Below are 14,018 nucleotides of genomic sequence, written 5' to 3'. Positions count from 1 at the left end.
CTCTGAATCGATGTGTCTCTGGATCATTACATAGGAGAATGTAGACGGGATTGGGAGGGCAGCATGCGTCAGTCGATCGGCGGCGCGTTTCTGTCACACCTCGCGTGCAGAAAACCTCCATGTTTTTCAGGCTTTTTGGTTTTCCTCAGCGGCATAAATAGGTAAGTGTGCCCGCGACAACGGCAGCAGGATCGATGGACGCAAAGCAGAACACCGACACCTTGACCTTCCTGATTTCCGACAGCGCGCGCGTGCTGCGGGCGGCTTTCGAACGGCGTATCGTTGAAGCCGGGCTGGAGGTTACACCGGCGGAAGCACGCACCCTCCTGAATGTCGAGATATTGAACGGCGCCCGCCAGCTCGACATCGCCGCCCGCATGGGTGTCGAGCCGATGACGGTCTGCGCCTTTCTGGACAAGCTGCAGGCGCTGGACCTGATCGAACGCCAGCCAGACCCCAACGACCGCCGCGCCAAGCAGGTCGTGCTGACCCCCAGATCGCATGATCTCATCAAGCGCATTCGCCACGAACTGGACCAGTTGATCACGCAGGCGACGGATGGCCTCAAGGAAGACGACATCGCGATATTCATGCGCGTGCTCGAAACCGTCCACGACAACCTCGCCGCCGCTCCCTAAACTGCCCCCATATCGAGATCATCCCCGCTCATGACATCTCCTGCGCCGCCGACAGAAAAAACCCGCATGAGCGAGCGCAGGGTTGCGATTTTTGGCGCCGTGCTGACGGCGATCGGCCCGATCTCCATGGCGATATCCACCCCCGCCATGCCGGAAATGGTCAACGCTTTCGGCACAACCCAGGCCTCCATCAAGATCAGCCTCTCGGCCTATTTCGGCGGTTTTGCAGTGGCGCAATTGCTGGCCGGACCGACATCGGACGCGTTTGGACGTCGCGCCGCCACGCTTGGCTTCATGGCCATCTATCTGATCGGCGCATTGATTGCCGTCTTCGCCGCCTCGGTCGAAATGCTGATCATCGGCCGCCTGATACAGGGGATCGGTGCGTCCGTGGGCGTCACCGTTGCCCGCGCCATCGTCCGGGATCTTTTCACCGGCCAGGAGGCGGCCCGGATCATGAACCTGATCGGCATCATGGTGGCGATCGGCCCCGCCACGGGACCGACAATCGGCGGGCTAGCGCTTTCGGCCTTCGGCTGGGAATCGGTGTTCATCCTGATGGCGCTGTTCGGCGCCTGCATCATTGTGGGCGTGCTTGCCCTTCTCAAGGAAACCACAGTTCCCGACCGTTCACGGATCCGTCCGACCCGACTGCTCTCGTCCTATCGGGAGATACTCAGCGAACCGCGCTTTCTGTGCACCTCAATGATCCTCGGTGGGTCCGTCGGTGCGCTGTATGCCCAGGCAACCATGTTGCCATTCGTGTTGATCGGCGCTGTCGGCCTGACACCGACGCAGTTCGGTCTTGCCATGCTGATGCAGTCGGGCGCCTATATTACAGGATCGATCATCCTCAAGCAGGTTTCCCGACGTATCGGCGGCACGGGTGCGGTACGCCTCGGCCTCGCATGCTGCGGACTGGGCGGAATGCTGATGCTGTCATCGAATATGCTTCTGCCGCCCACGCTTATGTCCGTCATGGGCCCCGTTGCGATCTGCACATTCGGCATTGCCTTTCTCACGCCGCAGGTCGTCACGATCGGCCTTGCGCCTTTTCCGCATATTGCCGGTTCGGCCTCGGCACTGATGGGTTTCATCCAGATGAGCTGCGGTTTTGCGGCAGGGCTTGCCGCCGCCGCTGTCGGATCGCCGGTCCTGGCATTTGCCACCATCATCCCGGCCATGGAATTCACTGCCGTCGCCGGTTACCTCGGCTATCTGGCACTCACCCGGCGACGTTGAATTCCGGGCAAAAGAAAACCCGCCCTGCTCAATGCAGGACGGGTCTTTGATCAAGGGATCACATGGCCGAAGCCATCAAGAATCACTTGTTGCGCTTGCCGAGCGTGCGCAGGCGCAGGGCGTTCAGCTTGATGAAGCCGGCGGCATCCTTCTGGTCATAGGCGCCCTGGTCGTCCTCGAAGGTAACCAGCGTGTCCGAATAGAGCGACTTGTCGCTTTCGCGGCCGGTGACCATGACATTGCCCTTGTAGAGCTTCAGCGTCACTTCGCCTTCGACATGCTCCTGGCTCTTGTCGATCAAAGCCTGCAGCATTTCGCGTTCCGGCGAGAACCAGAAGCCGTAATAGATCAGCTCGGCGTAACGCGGCATGATCTCGTCCTTGAGATGCGCCGCACCACGGTCGAGCGTGATCGATTCGATCGCACGGTGAGCGGCCAGCAGGATCGTGCCGCCGGGCGTTTCGTAAACGCCGCGCGACTTCATGCCGACAAAACGGTTCTCGACAAGGTCGAGACGACCGATGCCGTTGTCGCGACCGTAATCGTTGAGGGTCTTGAGCAGGGTTGCCGGCGACATCTCGACACCGTTGATCGAGCAGGCATCGCCCTTACGGAAGCCGACCTTGATCGTGGTTGCCTTGTCGGGAGCGGCTTCCGGCGAGATCGTGCGCATGTGCACATATTCCGGAGCCTCGACGGCCGGGTCTTCCAGAACCTTGCCCTCGGACGAGGAGTGCAGCAGGTTGGCATCGACGGAGAACGGCGCCTCGCCCTTCTTGTCCTTGGCAACCGGAATCTGGTGCTGTTCGGCGAAGTTCAAAAGATCGGTGCGGCTCTTGAACGACCAGTCGCGCCACGGAGCGATGATCTTGATGTCGGGGTTCAAGGCATAGGCCGAGAGTTCGAAACGAACCTGGTCATTGCCCTTGCCGGTCGCGCCATGGGCGATCGCGTCAGCGCCGGTCTTCTTGGCGATATCGATCAGGTGCTTGGAGATCAGCGGACGGGCAATCGAGGTGCCGAGCAGATAAACGCCTTCGTAAACGGCATTGGCGCGGAACATCGGGAAAACGAAATCGCGCACGAACTCTTCGCGGACGTCCTCGATATAGATTTCCTTGATGCCGAGCATCTCGGCCTTCTTGCGGGCCGGCTCGAGTTCTTCGCCCTGGCCGAGATCGGCAGTGAAGGTGACGACTTCAGCGTTCAGTTCGGTCTGAAGCCATTTCAGGATGATCGAGGTATCGAGACCGCCGGAATAGGCGAGAACGACCTTTTTTACGTCTTTGGGGAGAGCCATGTCGAAATTATCCGTCTGTGGTGGTGACGGCTTTGGTGAGGGCCGCCGAATAGGATCGCCGAACTTTTTAGCGAGTTTCATGATCCGCGCAAGGGAAAGCCCGCAAAACGGCGTCAGAGGTGCTGGCGGAAATTCATGCGCTGGTGAAGAATACGGATGATGAAAACCTCCGGACCTCGATAACGATATATGATCCGATGCGATCCTGTAGCGGAACTGAGATATCCGGGATGGACACTATCAATCGGCTTCCCGCGTTTGATACCGCCCGCCAAAGCTTGCATCGAATTTGTCAGATCCCGATAATAGCTGTCGGCTTGGGCGATAGACCACATCTCCCGGGTATAAAGCCAGATCTCGCTAAGATCCCGCTTCGCTCTTGGCGAGAGTTTGTAGCTCTTCTGCTCAGCGGACATGTTTGCGATGCAATTCGGCTAAAAAAGCATCGGACTCAAAGATTTCCGGCTCTCCCGAAGCTTCGCCTTCCTCTATCGCCGCGCGAATTGCTTCGATGGCGGCCTCTTCGCTTTCCATGAGCATCCGCAGTGCATCTTCGATCACGGCGCTCTCGGACGCATAACGTCCGTCGTCCACCTGCTGCCTGACAAATGCCGTCAGTTTCTCGTCCACGCTGATCGATGTGATCTCGCCCATCAGGCCGGCTCCGGTTCAACTTCCCGTCACGTTGACGGATTAGCGACCATCGTACCATATGGCGGCAAACCTTTGAACAGCAGCGTCATAGAGGAGACTTTTCATGGCCGTTACTCATCCCGCTCTGAAGAAGGACAATGTCGCCGTCGTCACCGGCGCCGCTTCCGGCATCGGCCTTGCCACGGCGAAGGAATTTGCGCGGCTTGGTCTCTGCGTTGTTCTCGTCGATCTCGAAGGCGACCGTCTTGCCGAAGCGACGCGTGACGTCATCGCTCTGGCCGAAGACGGCGAGGCCGATGTAGTGGCGATCCCAACCGACGTTTCGCGCATCGATCAGCTGGAGGCGCTGGAGCGCGCCGTCATCCAGCGTTTTGGCCGCGTGCATGTCTTGATGAACAATGCCGGCATCCAGCCCGGTAGCGGTATCTTCGGGCCACAGGCGAACTGGGACAGCGTGCTTGCCGTCAATCTGATGGGCGTGGTCAATGGCAGCCGCGTTTTCGGCCCGGGCATGATCGCGCACAAGGAACCAGCGCTGATCATCAATACCGGCTCCAAACAGGGCATTACCACGCCGCCCGGTGACCCGGCCTACAACGTCTCAAAGGCTGGTGTGAAGGCGTTTACCGAAGCCCTGCAGCACGAATTGCGCAACACGCCCGAATGCAATGTCGAGGCACACCTTTTGATCCCCGGCTTCGTGTTCACGCCTCTTGCCGCCGGTGGCCGCACAGAAAAGCCGGAAGGCGCGTGGACCTCGGAACAGACCGCCGAGTTCATGCTGCAAAGCATCGAGCGCGGCGACTTTTACATCCTCTGCCCCGACAACGATGTCGATCGTGCCACGGATGAGCGCCGCATGGCATGGACAATCGGCGACATTATCGAAAACCGTCCGCCGCTGTCGCGCTGGCACCCTGATTACGCCGAGGCCTCCAAGGCATTCATCACCAAACGCTGATCCATTGGCAGAACCACGAAAGCCGGATACACAGACATATCACCCATCCGGCTTTCGAGTGCACCCATGGATTTCCTGCCCAGCATTGCCACCCTGCTCGCGTTCTCCGCTGCGGGCCTTCTTCTTGCCTTGACGCCCGGCCCGGACATGACCCTGTCCATCAGCCGCGCGCTTGGCCAGGGCCGCAAGCCAGCCATGTACGTGGTGGTGGGCACAACGCTCGGCGTCGTCTGCCACACGCTTCTCGTCGCTTTCGGCATTTCGGCACTGATCACCGCCTCGCCAACGGCATTCTTTATTCTCAAGACGGGCGGGGCAGCCTATCTGCTATGGCTGGCCATCCAGGCCATCCGCTTCGGTTCCAGCCTTTCGGTCCAGAAGGTCGACAGGGCCGAAAGCACTGCGCTTGCCAATATCTCGGTCGGTTTCTGGGTCAACATCCTCAACCCGAAGGTCATCATCTTCTTCATGACCTTCCTGCCGCAGTTCGTGACCGCCGGCGACCCGCACGTCACCGGCAAGCTGATTTTCCTCGGCATCTATTTCATCATCATCTGCATGCCGGTGAATATCGCGGCAGTGCTCGCAGCCGACAAGCTGGCCAACTGGCTTCAAGCCAATCCGAAAGTTCTGCGTGGCATGGACTATACCTTTGCCGGCGTCTTTTCGGTTTTCGCGGCAAAAATCTTTCTGACGCAGGCGCGCTGAACGCATAAAAAAAGCGGCCCGAAAGCCGCTTTTTCTTGAACCCTGCACGATAGGTTCAATCGTCTTCGCCGTGGCCGGCAATCATCATCGCCTCGAAGGCGAGACGGTCGGTCTTGCGCATGCGCTCCGATTCCGATTTCAGCTGGCCGCAGGCGGCAAGGATGTCGCGGCCGCGTGGTGTGCGGATCGGCGAGGCATAACCGGCCTGATTGATGAAATCGGCAAACTTTTCGATCGTCGCCCAGTCAGAGCACTGATAGTTCGTGCCCGGCCATGGGTTGAACGGGATCAGGTTGATCTTGGCCGGAACGCCCTTCAGCAACTGCACCATCGCCTTGGCGTCTTCCAGGCTGTCGTTGACGTCCTTCAGCATCACATATTCGAACGTGATGCGGCGGGCATTCGACAGGCCGGGATATTTGCGGCAGGCGTCGATCAGATCCTTCAGCGGATACTTCTTGTTGATCGGCACCAGCATGTCGCGCAACTCGTCGCGCACGGCATGCAGCGAAATGGCCAGCATCACGCCAATCTCTTCGCCGGTGCGGAAAATTTCCGGCACGACACCGGAGGTCGACAGCGTGACGCGACGCTTCGAAAGCGACAGGCCATCGCCATCGGTGGCGATCAGCAGCGCCGTCTTGACGTTGTCGAAATTGTAGAGCGGCTCACCCATGCCCATCATGACGATATTGGTGACCTTGCGCTCACCCGTCGGCACGAAAGCACCCGGAGGCGTATCCGCACCCGGAAAATCACCGAGACGGTCGCGCGCAAGCAGAAGCTGGCTCAAAATCTCCTCGGCCGTCAGGTTGCGCACAAGGCGCTGCGTGCCGGTGTGACAGAAGGAACAGGTGAGCGTGCAGCCGACCTGGCTGGAAATGCACAGCGTGCCGCGACCTTCTTCCGGAATATAGACGGTCTCGATCTCGACCGGACGACCGGCGCCACGTGGCGGAAAACGCAGTAGCCACTTGCGGGTGCCGTCGTTGGAAATCTGTTCCTCGACCACTTCCGGCCGGGCGATGGTGAAATGCTGCTTCAGCATTTCACGCATGTCCTTGGCGACATTGGTCATCGCATCGAAATCGGAAACGCCGCGAATGTAGAGCCAGTGCCAGAGCTGGTTGACGCGCATGCGCACCTGCTTTTCGGCAACACCCTTATCCTTCAGCGCGGCCCCCATCTCTTCGCGCGTCATGCCGATCAGCGACGGCTTGGAGGCAAAAAGATCCGGATTGGCGACGAGCGGCTTTTTGGCAACGACGCCGGGCGCAAAAACCTCTGTGACTGACATCTTCTATCCCGTTCGAGCACATGACCAGCGCCACCGCGAAACCGGCGCATGATGCAAGGCATGTCTGTTCGTGAAACCTGTAAGGGCCGCGGCAACACATGGCCCGACCTTGTTGAGGCGGGCTTTATCATCAAAACGCCGCCGCGTCACCTGTCTTCGAAAACGAGGAAAGGCCGGTCGTGAAACCGGCCTTCCAGCAACTGCTTGCAAAAAATTCTTACTTGCAGGATTCGATCTGCTTCAGCGCAGCCGAAATGCCCGCCAGCGAATAGGCATAGGAGGTCTTGGTGCCACGACCCGAAACGGCGCTGACGCTCATGTTCGTGCCAGTCTTCATGGCGGCCACCAGTGCCGGTTCTTCGGCAGCGTTTTCGACCCAGGCAGCCTTGTCCTTGGTGAACATGACGAAATTCTTGCCGTCGACGGTAACGGTGACCTTCGAATTCGCCTGCAGGGTGTAACCCATCATCGCTTGCGGTTCGTAGGAAATGTTCTGGCCGGGGCGCTGCGAGACGATGAAGAAAATATCGCCGTGATCGACCGAAGCCGGCTCTTTTGTGGTCGGTACCGACAGGACGTAGCAAACCGTGCCATTGCCCTGCTTGTACGAATAGGCACCCCAAGCCTTGAACTGCTGAATACGGTTCGGTGCCTGCGCGGCGGCAATGCTCGTGCCTGCCAGCATGAGGCTCAGCGCAATGGCAATCTGTCTTGCAAACATGGGTTTCCTGCCAATTTTTTTATGAACGCCGACCGGAAGGCCCTGCGGGCATGGTCGTAATCGCTCTATTTTGACCAAATTTTGGTTACCAAACCGTGAAGACCGGCTTGTAAGCGGTGTGTAAAGGGAAGGAGGTGCACCGCTTGCGGCCCAACTGAACAGTTGCCTGAACCTGGTATTAACCACGTTTTTGACTTTGTTTCACTTGAAGTTCGATTGCGGGCCTGCCAGCCCATGATATTTTACTGACACAAGGAATGGGGCAACAGTTTGTCCTCTTCCAATACGCTGATTTGACATTAGAATACCTGAATGTGAGACGGATTTTTGATTGAATGACTGACGAAGTGCTCAGCGACGGTGACCAGAGAGATCGCTTCGCCGCTTTGGCAAAGGCTGTTGCGGACCACCGTGACCAGCTTGCATTTCGCCAATTGTTCAATCATTTCGCCCCCCGCCTGAACTATTGGTTACACCGCCGTGGCCTTCCCAACGAAGAGGCGGAGGAAATCGTCCAGGAGGTCATGACCGTTCTCTGGCACCGTGCGGAACTCTATGATGCAAGCCGCTCGTCCCTTTCCACCTGGCTGTTCCGCATCGCTCGCAATCGCCATATCGATCTGCAGCGGCGTCTCAAGACACGCATCATCGACGACGCTGAACCCCTTTTGCAGATCGACGATGTGCCCGGCATGGAAACAATGCTGGAGAGCGAGGAACGGGAAGCCAAGGTCCGTGAGGCATTGACGCGCATTCCGGGAGAACAGATGGAACTGGTGCGCGCCTCGTTTTTTCTCGGTTATTCGCACAGCGAAATTGCCGCCTGCACCGGCCTGCCGCTTGGCACCGTCAAATCGAGGATACGGCTCGCCTTCGAACACCTGCGCAAGGCGCTCGACGGTCACGACCGCCTTTCATCGTGAAATCGCTAATTGGCAGGTGACGGGGCGGCCATGTCCGGCTGATCGGCAAGAGCACGGTCTGCCGCATCGTAATGCTCGTCGGTGATATGCACGCTGATCATCTTCAGCGCCGCAGCCAGAACCGCAACATCGTCGGTAAACCCGACCACGACCAGAAAATCCGGAATGATATCGATCGGCAGAACGAAATAGCCGAGAGCCGCGAGCAGCACACCCTTCGCACGCGCGGGCGTTTTCGGATCGGTCGCACAATAGAAGGCAGCGACCAGATCGCGCGAGAACGGCACGTAACGAGCAGCCTTCCTCAAGGTCGGCCAGAATTTGGCCCTGACCTGCGTCTCGCGGCGGTTCTGGGTTTCCTCGTCGCCGGGCAGCAGAATTTCACCGATCTTCACATCATCCATCAAAGCGTCTCCGAAGCGAACCCCGTTGTGCCTCTCATATGGCAATGGCTGGCCGCAGCTTCAATCTTATACGGCAACGCTATCCATCAATTGCGCCAGCTTGAAGTCGAGCTCGGTCAAGCCGCCCGCGTCATGCGTCGACAAAGTCACATCGACCTTCGAGTAGACGTTGAACCATTCCGGATGATGATCGAGCTTTTCCGCATGAAGCGCGGATCGTGTCATGAAGCCGAAAGCCTCGACAAAATTCTTGAACTTGAAGGTTTTCAGAATGGCCTCGCCATCGTCGCGCAATGTCCAGCCGGAAAGCCCGGACAATGCGTTTTCAATGGATTGCCTGTCGAGTTTCTGGGGTCGCATCCAGCACCTCCGAAATCGAGAAGAGCCTCAGTATCGGCTCGTTTCGTAAACCTCACCACCCGCGTGACCGGAATTCCAGACTTCGCTCAGCGGAAAGATTTCTTCGGTCACGTAAGGTCCGCCACCGACTGATTCCTTGGAGGACAGGAGCACGAAGCGGCTTGCCGTAAACGGCATGGCGTGGAAATTGCCGCGACCACCCAGATAATGAACGACATCATCGAGACGGCAGGATTTCAGCCGCCCCAGGGTCACATGCGGCATGAATTTTCGCGGGTCCGCCGGCAGGCCGATGCGCTGGCAGATCCGTTCGATCTCGCCCTGCAGCGCCGCCATTTCCGATGTTGGGGTTACACCCGCCCAGACCGAATGCGGTTTTTTCGACCCGAAGGAGCCGATACCGTTGATGCTGATCTGGAATTCCTGCCGGTCGATGCGGTCAAGCCGATCGACGATCTCGTCGGCTGTACGGTTATCGACATCACCAATGAAACGGAGGGTGATGTGGTAATTCTCCACATCGATCCAGCGCGCTCCGGGAATTCCACCCCGCAGCAAGGACAGGCTCATCGCGACATTGCGCGGTATCTCGAGGGCGGTGAAAAGTCTCGGCATGGGGACCTCCTCGAATCTCTCGGATCTGACAACAGCGGAACATGCATGGCGGTTCCGTGCAAGCTACTATTTCTTCTCCATAAGAATAGAGCGAACAAAGTCCTGCATAACCGGCAACGAGCGCTCGACCATCAGCTTCACGCCCTCCGCATTGGGATGCATGCCATCCGCCAATTGCAGCGATTGCTGGGCCGCGACGCCATCGAGAAAGAACGGGTAGAGCGGCACGTCGTATTTTTCGGCGAGCTTCTTGTAGATCGGATTGAAGCGTTCGGCATATTCGCTGCCCATATTCGGCGGTGCCAGCATGCCGGCCAGAACGATCGGAATGTTGCGTTCCTTCAGCCGCGCCAGCATGGCATCGAGGTTCTTTTCACTCTGCTCCGGCGAGATGCCGCGAAGGGCATCATTGGCGCCGAGTTCAACGATCACGCCCTGCGTTCCATCCGGCACCGACCAGTCGATGCGCGACAGACCACCCGATGTCGTATCACCGGAAACGCCGGCATTCGTGATCGTGACGTTCAGCCCCTCGGCCTTGAGCGCCGCTTCGAGCTGCGCCGTGTAGGATTCGTGCGGAGGCAATTGATAACCAGCCATCAGGCTGTCACCAAAACCGACAATTTGCACCGTTTCGGTCTGCGCCGGGTTTTGCGCGACTGCCGAAAAAGCCGCGAACGACAAACCGGTTATGACGGTGAAGTGAAGTGCGAGCGCTTTCAATCCCATGAAGACCTTCCTAGATTGCCAACCTGTTCGCCGGCCGCGCCGGCATCCCATCATGACCATTGTCTACATGCCAATATAGGACGCCTGCGCGTGACTAAAACCATTATCGAGCTGAAGAAGGCTGATCTTACCCTCGGCAGCGCCGCAGCATCCGTGCATGTATTGAAAAATATCGACGTCCAGATCGGTCGCGGTGAAGCGGTCGGCATTGTCGGCCCGTCCGGCTCCGGCAAATCGACCCTTCTGATGGTTCTGGCCGGACTTGAACGGCTCGACAGCGGCGAAATCATCATTCTCAACACGCCCCTTCACCAGCTTTCCGAGGATGGGCTTGCCGATTTCCGCGGGCGCAATATCGGCATCGTCTTCCAGTCGTTTCATCTGATCGCCAACATGACGGCAATCGAAAACGTCGCCGTTCCGCTGGAACTGGCCAATGTCGCCAACCCGTTCGAGATCGCGCGTCAGGAACTCATCGCTGTCGGTCTCGGTGAGCGCCTCAACCATTATCCCGGCCAGCTGTCCGGCGGCGAACAGCAGCGTGTGGCGATCGCCCGCGCTCTCGCTCCTTCGCCTTCGGTGCTGATCGCCGATGAACCGACCGGCAACCTCGACACCGAAACCGGCCGCCAGATTGCCGACCTCCTGTTTTCCAAGCAGGCGGAACGCGGCATGACCATGCTTTTGGTAACGCATGACAATGCGCTTGCCGACCGTTGCTCGCGCCAGATCCGCGTGCGCTCCGGCGAGATCGTTGCCGAAGGTGCTGCCCCCGGCAGCGTTGGAGAAGCGATCCGCGCATGAGAAACAGCACATCTGCCCGTCTGTCGATCGCGCTTCGCCTCGCCTTTCGTGAAATGCGTGGCGGCCTTTCGGGTTTTTATATCTTTCTCGCCTGTATCGCGCTTGGCACCGGCGCCATCGCCTCGGTCAATTCCGTATCGCGCGCCATTACCGGCGCGATTGCGACGCAGGGCCAGAGCCTCTTGGCGGGCGACGTCCGGTTCGAGCTGAACAATCGCGAGGCAAGCGAAGAGGAACGTGCCTTCCTCAATGGTCTCGGCACTGTATCCGTCTCCACCAATCTCCGGTCCATGGCGCGCCTGCCGGACGGTGCGGACCAGACGCTGGCAGAAGTGAAGGCCGTTGACGGCATCTATCCGCTTTACGGTCAACTCAAGACCGAACCGAACATGCCGATCACCAATCTCTTGACGCACGAGGACGGCATCTATGGTGCGATCGCCGCCCCATTGCTTCTCGATCGCCTGGGCATTTCCGTCGGAGACGAACTGCTGCTCGGCAATGCCCGCATCAGGATCAAAGGCACGATCGTGACCGAACCGGATGCCGTTTCCGAAGGCTTTGGCTTCGCCCCGCGCCTGCTTATTGCCCGTGATGCTTTGGTCGCATCCGGCCTGATCACCACCGGCAGCCTTGTCGAACACGCCTATCGCATCAAGCTGGCAGACCCGACCACCAGCAGGGCGGTCGTGGCGGACGCAAACAAGCAGTTTCCGAGCGCCGGCTGGTCCGTTCGCAGCAGCGACCGCGCAGCCCCCTCCCTGACGGAAAATGTCGATCGCTTTTCGCAGTTCCTGACGCTCGTTGGCCTCACCGCACTCATCGTCGGTGGCGTTGGCGTGGCCAATGCGGTGCGTGCTTTTCTCGATTCGAAGCGCACCACCATCGCCACGCTGAAATGCCTCGGCGCACCGGCTTTCGTCGTGACGATCACCTATCTGTTCCAGATCCTCATTCTCGGCGGAGTCGGCATCCTGATCGGCCTGACGGTCGGGGCCATCGCCCCCTTCGTCGCACTTCGGTTCCTTGACGGCGCATTGCCTGTTCCGGCCGAAGTGACACTTTATCCATCGGCCCTCGGCCTTGCCGCACTCTTCGGCCTGCTGACGACCTTCGCTTTCGCCATCCTGCCACTCGGCCATGCCCGCGAAGTGCCGGCAACCGCACTTTTCCGCGAACAGGGTTTTGAACAGGCGCGCCTGCCATCATGGCCTTATCTTGCAGCCGGCGGCGTGGCTTTGGCCGCGCTTGCCGCATTGGCCATCTTTGCGGCAGAAGACCGCTTTATCGCCTCCGTTTTCCTCGGCGCGGTCGCAGCCGCCTTCATCCTGCTGCGTGTTGTTGCCAGCGGCATCGCCTCGCTGGCGCGCCGTTGCCCGCGCGTCGCCTCGCCGGCGCTGCGGCTGGCCATCGGCAACATCCATCGCCCCGGCGCACTCACACCGTCCGTCGTTCTTTCCCTTGGTCTCGGTCTGGCATTGCTGGTCACTCTGACGCTGATCGACGGTAATCTGCGCCGCCAGCTGAACGGCACGATGACGCAGAACGCGCCCAACTTCTTCTTCATCGATATCCAGAGCGCCGAACGTCAGGGTTTTGTCGACATCCTGAAACAGCAGTCGCCACAGGGAACGATCACGGAAGTGCCCATGCTGCGCGGGCGTATTCTCGCCTTCAACGGCGAGGACGTCGCCAGGATGAACGTGCCGCCACAAGGGCGCTGGGTTCTGCGCGGGGATCGCGGCATCACCTATGACGCCGATCCGCCGGCCGGTTCGAAACTGGTCGAAGGCAAATGGTGGCCGGCAGATTACAGCGGCGAACCGCTCGTCTCCTTCTCGGCTGAAGAGGCCGGCGAGCTGGGACTGAAGATCGGCGACACCGTCACGGTCAATGTGCTCGGCCGCAACATCACCGCAAAGATCGCCAACTTCCGCAAGATCGAGTGGGAATCGCTGTCGATCAATTTTGTCATGGTCTTTTCGCCCAACACATTCAGAGGCGCTCCACATGCCTGGCTGGCGACCCTGACGGATACAGCTGCCTCGCCGCAAACCGAGGCAGCCATCCTGAAAGCCGTCACCAACGCCTTTCCGACCATCACCAGCGTGCGTGTAAAAGACGCGATCGATATCGTTGATCAGTTGGTCGGCCAGCTCGCCACGGCCATCCGCGCGGCGGCCGCCGTTGCGCTGATCGCCTCCGTTCTGGTTCTGGCCGGTGCGCTTGCGGCCGGCAACCGGGCCCGCACCCATGACGCCGTGATCCTGAAAACGCTGGGCGGCACGCGCTCCATGCTGATCCGCGCCTTCAGTTACGAATACATGATCCTTGGCACGGCAACGGCCATCTTCGCGCTGTTCGCCGGCACGGGCGCCGCGTGGTATGTGGTGGCAAAGATCATGCGGCTGCAATCGACCTTCATGCCGGATGTCGCAGTGCTGACGCTGGTGATTGCGCTGGTGCTGACCGTCGGCATCGGCCTAGCCGGTACATGGCGCATTTTAGGGCAGAAAGCAGCACCCGTATTGCGCGAACTTTAACGTGAGGCCTGACGATCGTCAGGTCTGGACATGGGTTGGCGCATTAAATTCTCTTCACTTTCGGGATTCGGGTCTCAAAGCCTTGAATGATAACGCAACTACCAGCATATTCTGCTCAT

16 protein-coding genes are annotated in these 14,018 nt (G+C 59.2%); 7 read left to right on the top strand and 9 right to left on the bottom strand.

Going from position 1 to position 14,018, the window contains the following annotated elements; translation table 11 throughout:
- The first annotated feature begins 194 nt into the window (after positions 1–194).
- Both J2T09_RS10880 and J2T09_RS10875 read left to right on the top strand, forming a co-directional pair.
- The gene (locus J2T09_RS10880; protein WP_306834184.1) at positions 195–638 is read left to right on the top strand and encodes a MarR family winged helix-turn-helix transcriptional regulator; all 444 of its coding nucleotides are present in this window, start codon (positions 195–197) and stop codon (positions 636–638) included.
- Positions 639–704: 66 nt separating this feature from the next.
- Positions 705–1,880 (top strand): multidrug effflux MFS transporter, encoded by a 1,176-nt coding sequence (locus J2T09_RS10875; protein WP_306834181.1) that lies wholly within the window; start codon positions 705–707, stop codon positions 1,878–1,880.
- Between the two features lie 82 nt (positions 1,881–1,962).
- Here J2T09_RS10875 and J2T09_RS10870 read toward each other — a convergent pair whose 3' ends face one another.
- From J2T09_RS10870 to J2T09_RS10860, 3 genes are all read right to left on the bottom strand, one after another.
- Positions 1,963–3,180, bottom strand: a complete 1,218-nt coding sequence (locus J2T09_RS10870; protein ID WP_306834178.1) for an argininosuccinate synthase — start codon at positions 3,178–3,180, stop codon at positions 1,963–1,965.
- Between the two features lie 113 nt (positions 3,181–3,293).
- Complete coding sequence (locus J2T09_RS10865; RefSeq protein ID WP_306834176.1) at positions 3,294–3,596, bottom strand: type II toxin-antitoxin system RelE/ParE family toxin; 303 nt, start codon at positions 3,594–3,596, stop codon at positions 3,294–3,296.
- Positions 3,586–3,834: a type II toxin-antitoxin system ParD family antitoxin gene (locus tag J2T09_RS10860; RefSeq protein WP_306834172.1), complete on the bottom strand. Its 249-nt coding sequence runs from the start codon at positions 3,832–3,834 to the stop codon at positions 3,586–3,588. Before J2T09_RS10860 ends, J2T09_RS10865 begins: the two co-directional genes overlap by 11 nt.
- A gap of 103 nt (positions 3,835–3,937) precedes the next feature.
- Here J2T09_RS10860 and J2T09_RS10855 point away from each other — a divergent pair, with 103 nt between their 5' ends.
- Positions 3,938–4,795 (top strand): SDR family NAD(P)-dependent oxidoreductase, encoded by an 858-nt coding sequence (locus J2T09_RS10855; protein WP_306834170.1) that lies wholly within the window; start codon positions 3,938–3,940, stop codon positions 4,793–4,795.
- 66 nt (positions 4,796–4,861) lie between these two features.
- Positions 4,862–5,503, top strand: coding sequence for a LysE family translocator (locus J2T09_RS10850; RefSeq protein ID WP_306834168.1), 642 nt, complete (start codon positions 4,862–4,864; stop codon positions 5,501–5,503).
- A 55-nt stretch (positions 5,504–5,558) separates the two neighbouring features.
- On the opposite strand, the gene rlmN is transcribed toward J2T09_RS10850, so the two are convergent.
- Positions 5,559–6,800: a 23S rRNA (adenine(2503)-C(2))-methyltransferase RlmN gene (rlmN, locus tag J2T09_RS10845; RefSeq protein WP_306834166.1), complete on the bottom strand. Its 1,242-nt coding sequence runs from the start codon at positions 6,798–6,800 to the stop codon at positions 5,559–5,561.
- A gap of 217 nt (positions 6,801–7,017) precedes the next feature.
- On the bottom strand, positions 7,018–7,521 hold the full coding sequence (locus J2T09_RS10840) for an invasion associated locus B family protein (protein WP_306834164.1): 504 nt from the start codon (positions 7,519–7,521) through the stop codon (positions 7,018–7,020).
- Positions 7,522–7,856: 335 nt separating this feature from the next.
- Here J2T09_RS10840 and J2T09_RS10835 point away from each other — a divergent pair, with 335 nt between their 5' ends.
- Positions 7,857–8,444 (top strand): sigma-70 family RNA polymerase sigma factor, encoded by a 588-nt coding sequence (locus J2T09_RS10835; RefSeq protein ID WP_306834162.1) that lies wholly within the window; start codon positions 7,857–7,859, stop codon positions 8,442–8,444.
- Between the two features lie 5 nt (positions 8,445–8,449).
- Here J2T09_RS10835 and J2T09_RS10830 read toward each other — a convergent pair whose 3' ends face one another.
- The 4 genes from J2T09_RS10830 to J2T09_RS10815 all read right to left on the bottom strand — a co-directional run bounded on the left by J2T09_RS10830 (position 8,450) and on the right by J2T09_RS10815 (position 10,552).
- Positions 8,450–8,848, bottom strand: coding sequence for a YkvA family protein (locus J2T09_RS10830; protein WP_306834160.1), 399 nt, complete (start codon positions 8,846–8,848; stop codon positions 8,450–8,452).
- 66 nt (positions 8,849–8,914) lie between these two features.
- Entirely contained in the window at positions 8,915–9,208 is a 294-nt protein-coding gene (locus J2T09_RS10825; RefSeq protein ID WP_306834158.1) for a 4a-hydroxytetrahydrobiopterin dehydratase, read from the bottom strand.
- A gap of 27 nt (positions 9,209–9,235) precedes the next feature.
- On the bottom strand, positions 9,236–9,823 hold the full coding sequence (gene thpR, locus J2T09_RS10820) for an RNA 2',3'-cyclic phosphodiesterase (protein ID WP_306834156.1): 588 nt from the start codon (positions 9,821–9,823) through the stop codon (positions 9,236–9,238).
- A 66-nt stretch (positions 9,824–9,889) separates the two neighbouring features.
- Positions 9,890–10,552, bottom strand: a complete 663-nt coding sequence (locus tag J2T09_RS10815; RefSeq protein ID WP_306834154.1) for an arylesterase — start codon at positions 10,550–10,552, stop codon at positions 9,890–9,892.
- 90 nt (positions 10,553–10,642) lie between these two features.
- On the opposite strand from J2T09_RS10815, the gene J2T09_RS10810 reads away from it, so the two are divergent.
- Both J2T09_RS10810 and J2T09_RS10805 read left to right on the top strand, forming a co-directional pair.
- Positions 10,643–11,356, top strand: coding sequence for an ABC transporter ATP-binding protein (locus J2T09_RS10810; protein WP_306834152.1), 714 nt, complete (start codon positions 10,643–10,645; stop codon positions 11,354–11,356).
- Positions 11,353–13,899, top strand: a complete 2,547-nt coding sequence (locus J2T09_RS10805) for an ABC transporter permease (protein ID WP_306834150.1) — start codon at positions 11,353–11,355, stop codon at positions 13,897–13,899. Before J2T09_RS10810 ends, J2T09_RS10805 begins: the two co-directional genes overlap by 4 nt.
- The last annotated feature ends 119 nt before the right edge of the window (positions 13,900–14,018 follow it).

This window comes from Neorhizobium huautlense, from assembly GCF_030811685.1.
In the GTDB taxonomy this organism is placed as follows: Bacteria; Pseudomonadota; Alphaproteobacteria; order Rhizobiales; family Rhizobiaceae; genus Neorhizobium; species Neorhizobium huautlense_A.
This window is presented reverse-complemented; position numbering and strand designations above follow the sequence as displayed.

What these genes read in the sequence shown, in the direction of transcription:
- J2T09_RS10880 (WP_306834184.1), top strand. Translation starts at nt 195, where the DNA reads ATGGACGCAAAGCAGAACACCGACACCTTGACCTTCCTGATTTCCGAC.
- J2T09_RS10875 (WP_306834181.1), top strand. Translation starts at nt 705, where the DNA reads ATGAGCGAGCGCAGGGTTGCGATTTTTGGCGCCGTGCTGACGGCGATC.
- J2T09_RS10870 (WP_306834178.1), bottom strand. Translation starts at nt 3,180, where the DNA reads ATGGCTCTCCCCAAAGACGTAAAAAAGGTCGTTCTCGCCTATTCCGGC.
- J2T09_RS10865 (WP_306834176.1), bottom strand. Translation starts at nt 3,596, where the DNA reads ATGTCCGCTGAGCAGAAGAGCTACAAACTCTCGCCAAGAGCGAAGCGG.
- J2T09_RS10860 (WP_306834172.1), bottom strand. Translation starts at nt 3,834, where the DNA reads ATGGGCGAGATCACATCGATCAGCGTGGACGAGAAACTGACGGCATTT.
- J2T09_RS10855 (WP_306834170.1), top strand. Translation starts at nt 3,938, where the DNA reads ATGGCCGTTACTCATCCCGCTCTGAAGAAGGACAATGTCGCCGTCGTC.
- J2T09_RS10850 (WP_306834168.1), top strand. Translation starts at nt 4,862, where the DNA reads ATGGATTTCCTGCCCAGCATTGCCACCCTGCTCGCGTTCTCCGCTGCG.
- rlmN (WP_306834166.1), bottom strand. Translation starts at nt 6,800, where the DNA reads ATGTCAGTCACAGAGGTTTTTGCGCCCGGCGTCGTTGCCAAAAAGCCG.
- J2T09_RS10840 (WP_306834164.1), bottom strand. Translation starts at nt 7,521, where the DNA reads ATGTTTGCAAGACAGATTGCCATTGCGCTGAGCCTCATGCTGGCAGGC.
- J2T09_RS10835 (WP_306834162.1), top strand. Translation starts at nt 7,857, where the DNA reads ATGACTGACGAAGTGCTCAGCGACGGTGACCAGAGAGATCGCTTCGCC.
- J2T09_RS10830 (WP_306834160.1), bottom strand. Translation starts at nt 8,848, where the DNA reads ATGGATGATGTGAAGATCGGTGAAATTCTGCTGCCCGGCGACGAGGAA.
- J2T09_RS10825 (WP_306834158.1), bottom strand. Translation starts at nt 9,208, where the DNA reads ATGCGACCCCAGAAACTCGACAGGCAATCCATTGAAAACGCATTGTCC.
- thpR (WP_306834156.1), bottom strand. Translation starts at nt 9,823, where the DNA reads ATGCCGAGACTTTTCACCGCCCTCGAGATACCGCGCAATGTCGCGATG.
- J2T09_RS10815 (WP_306834154.1), bottom strand. Translation starts at nt 10,552, where the DNA reads ATGGGATTGAAAGCGCTCGCACTTCACTTCACCGTCATAACCGGTTTG.
- J2T09_RS10805 (WP_306834150.1), top strand. Translation starts at nt 11,353, where the DNA reads ATGAGAAACAGCACATCTGCCCGTCTGTCGATCGCGCTTCGCCTCGCC.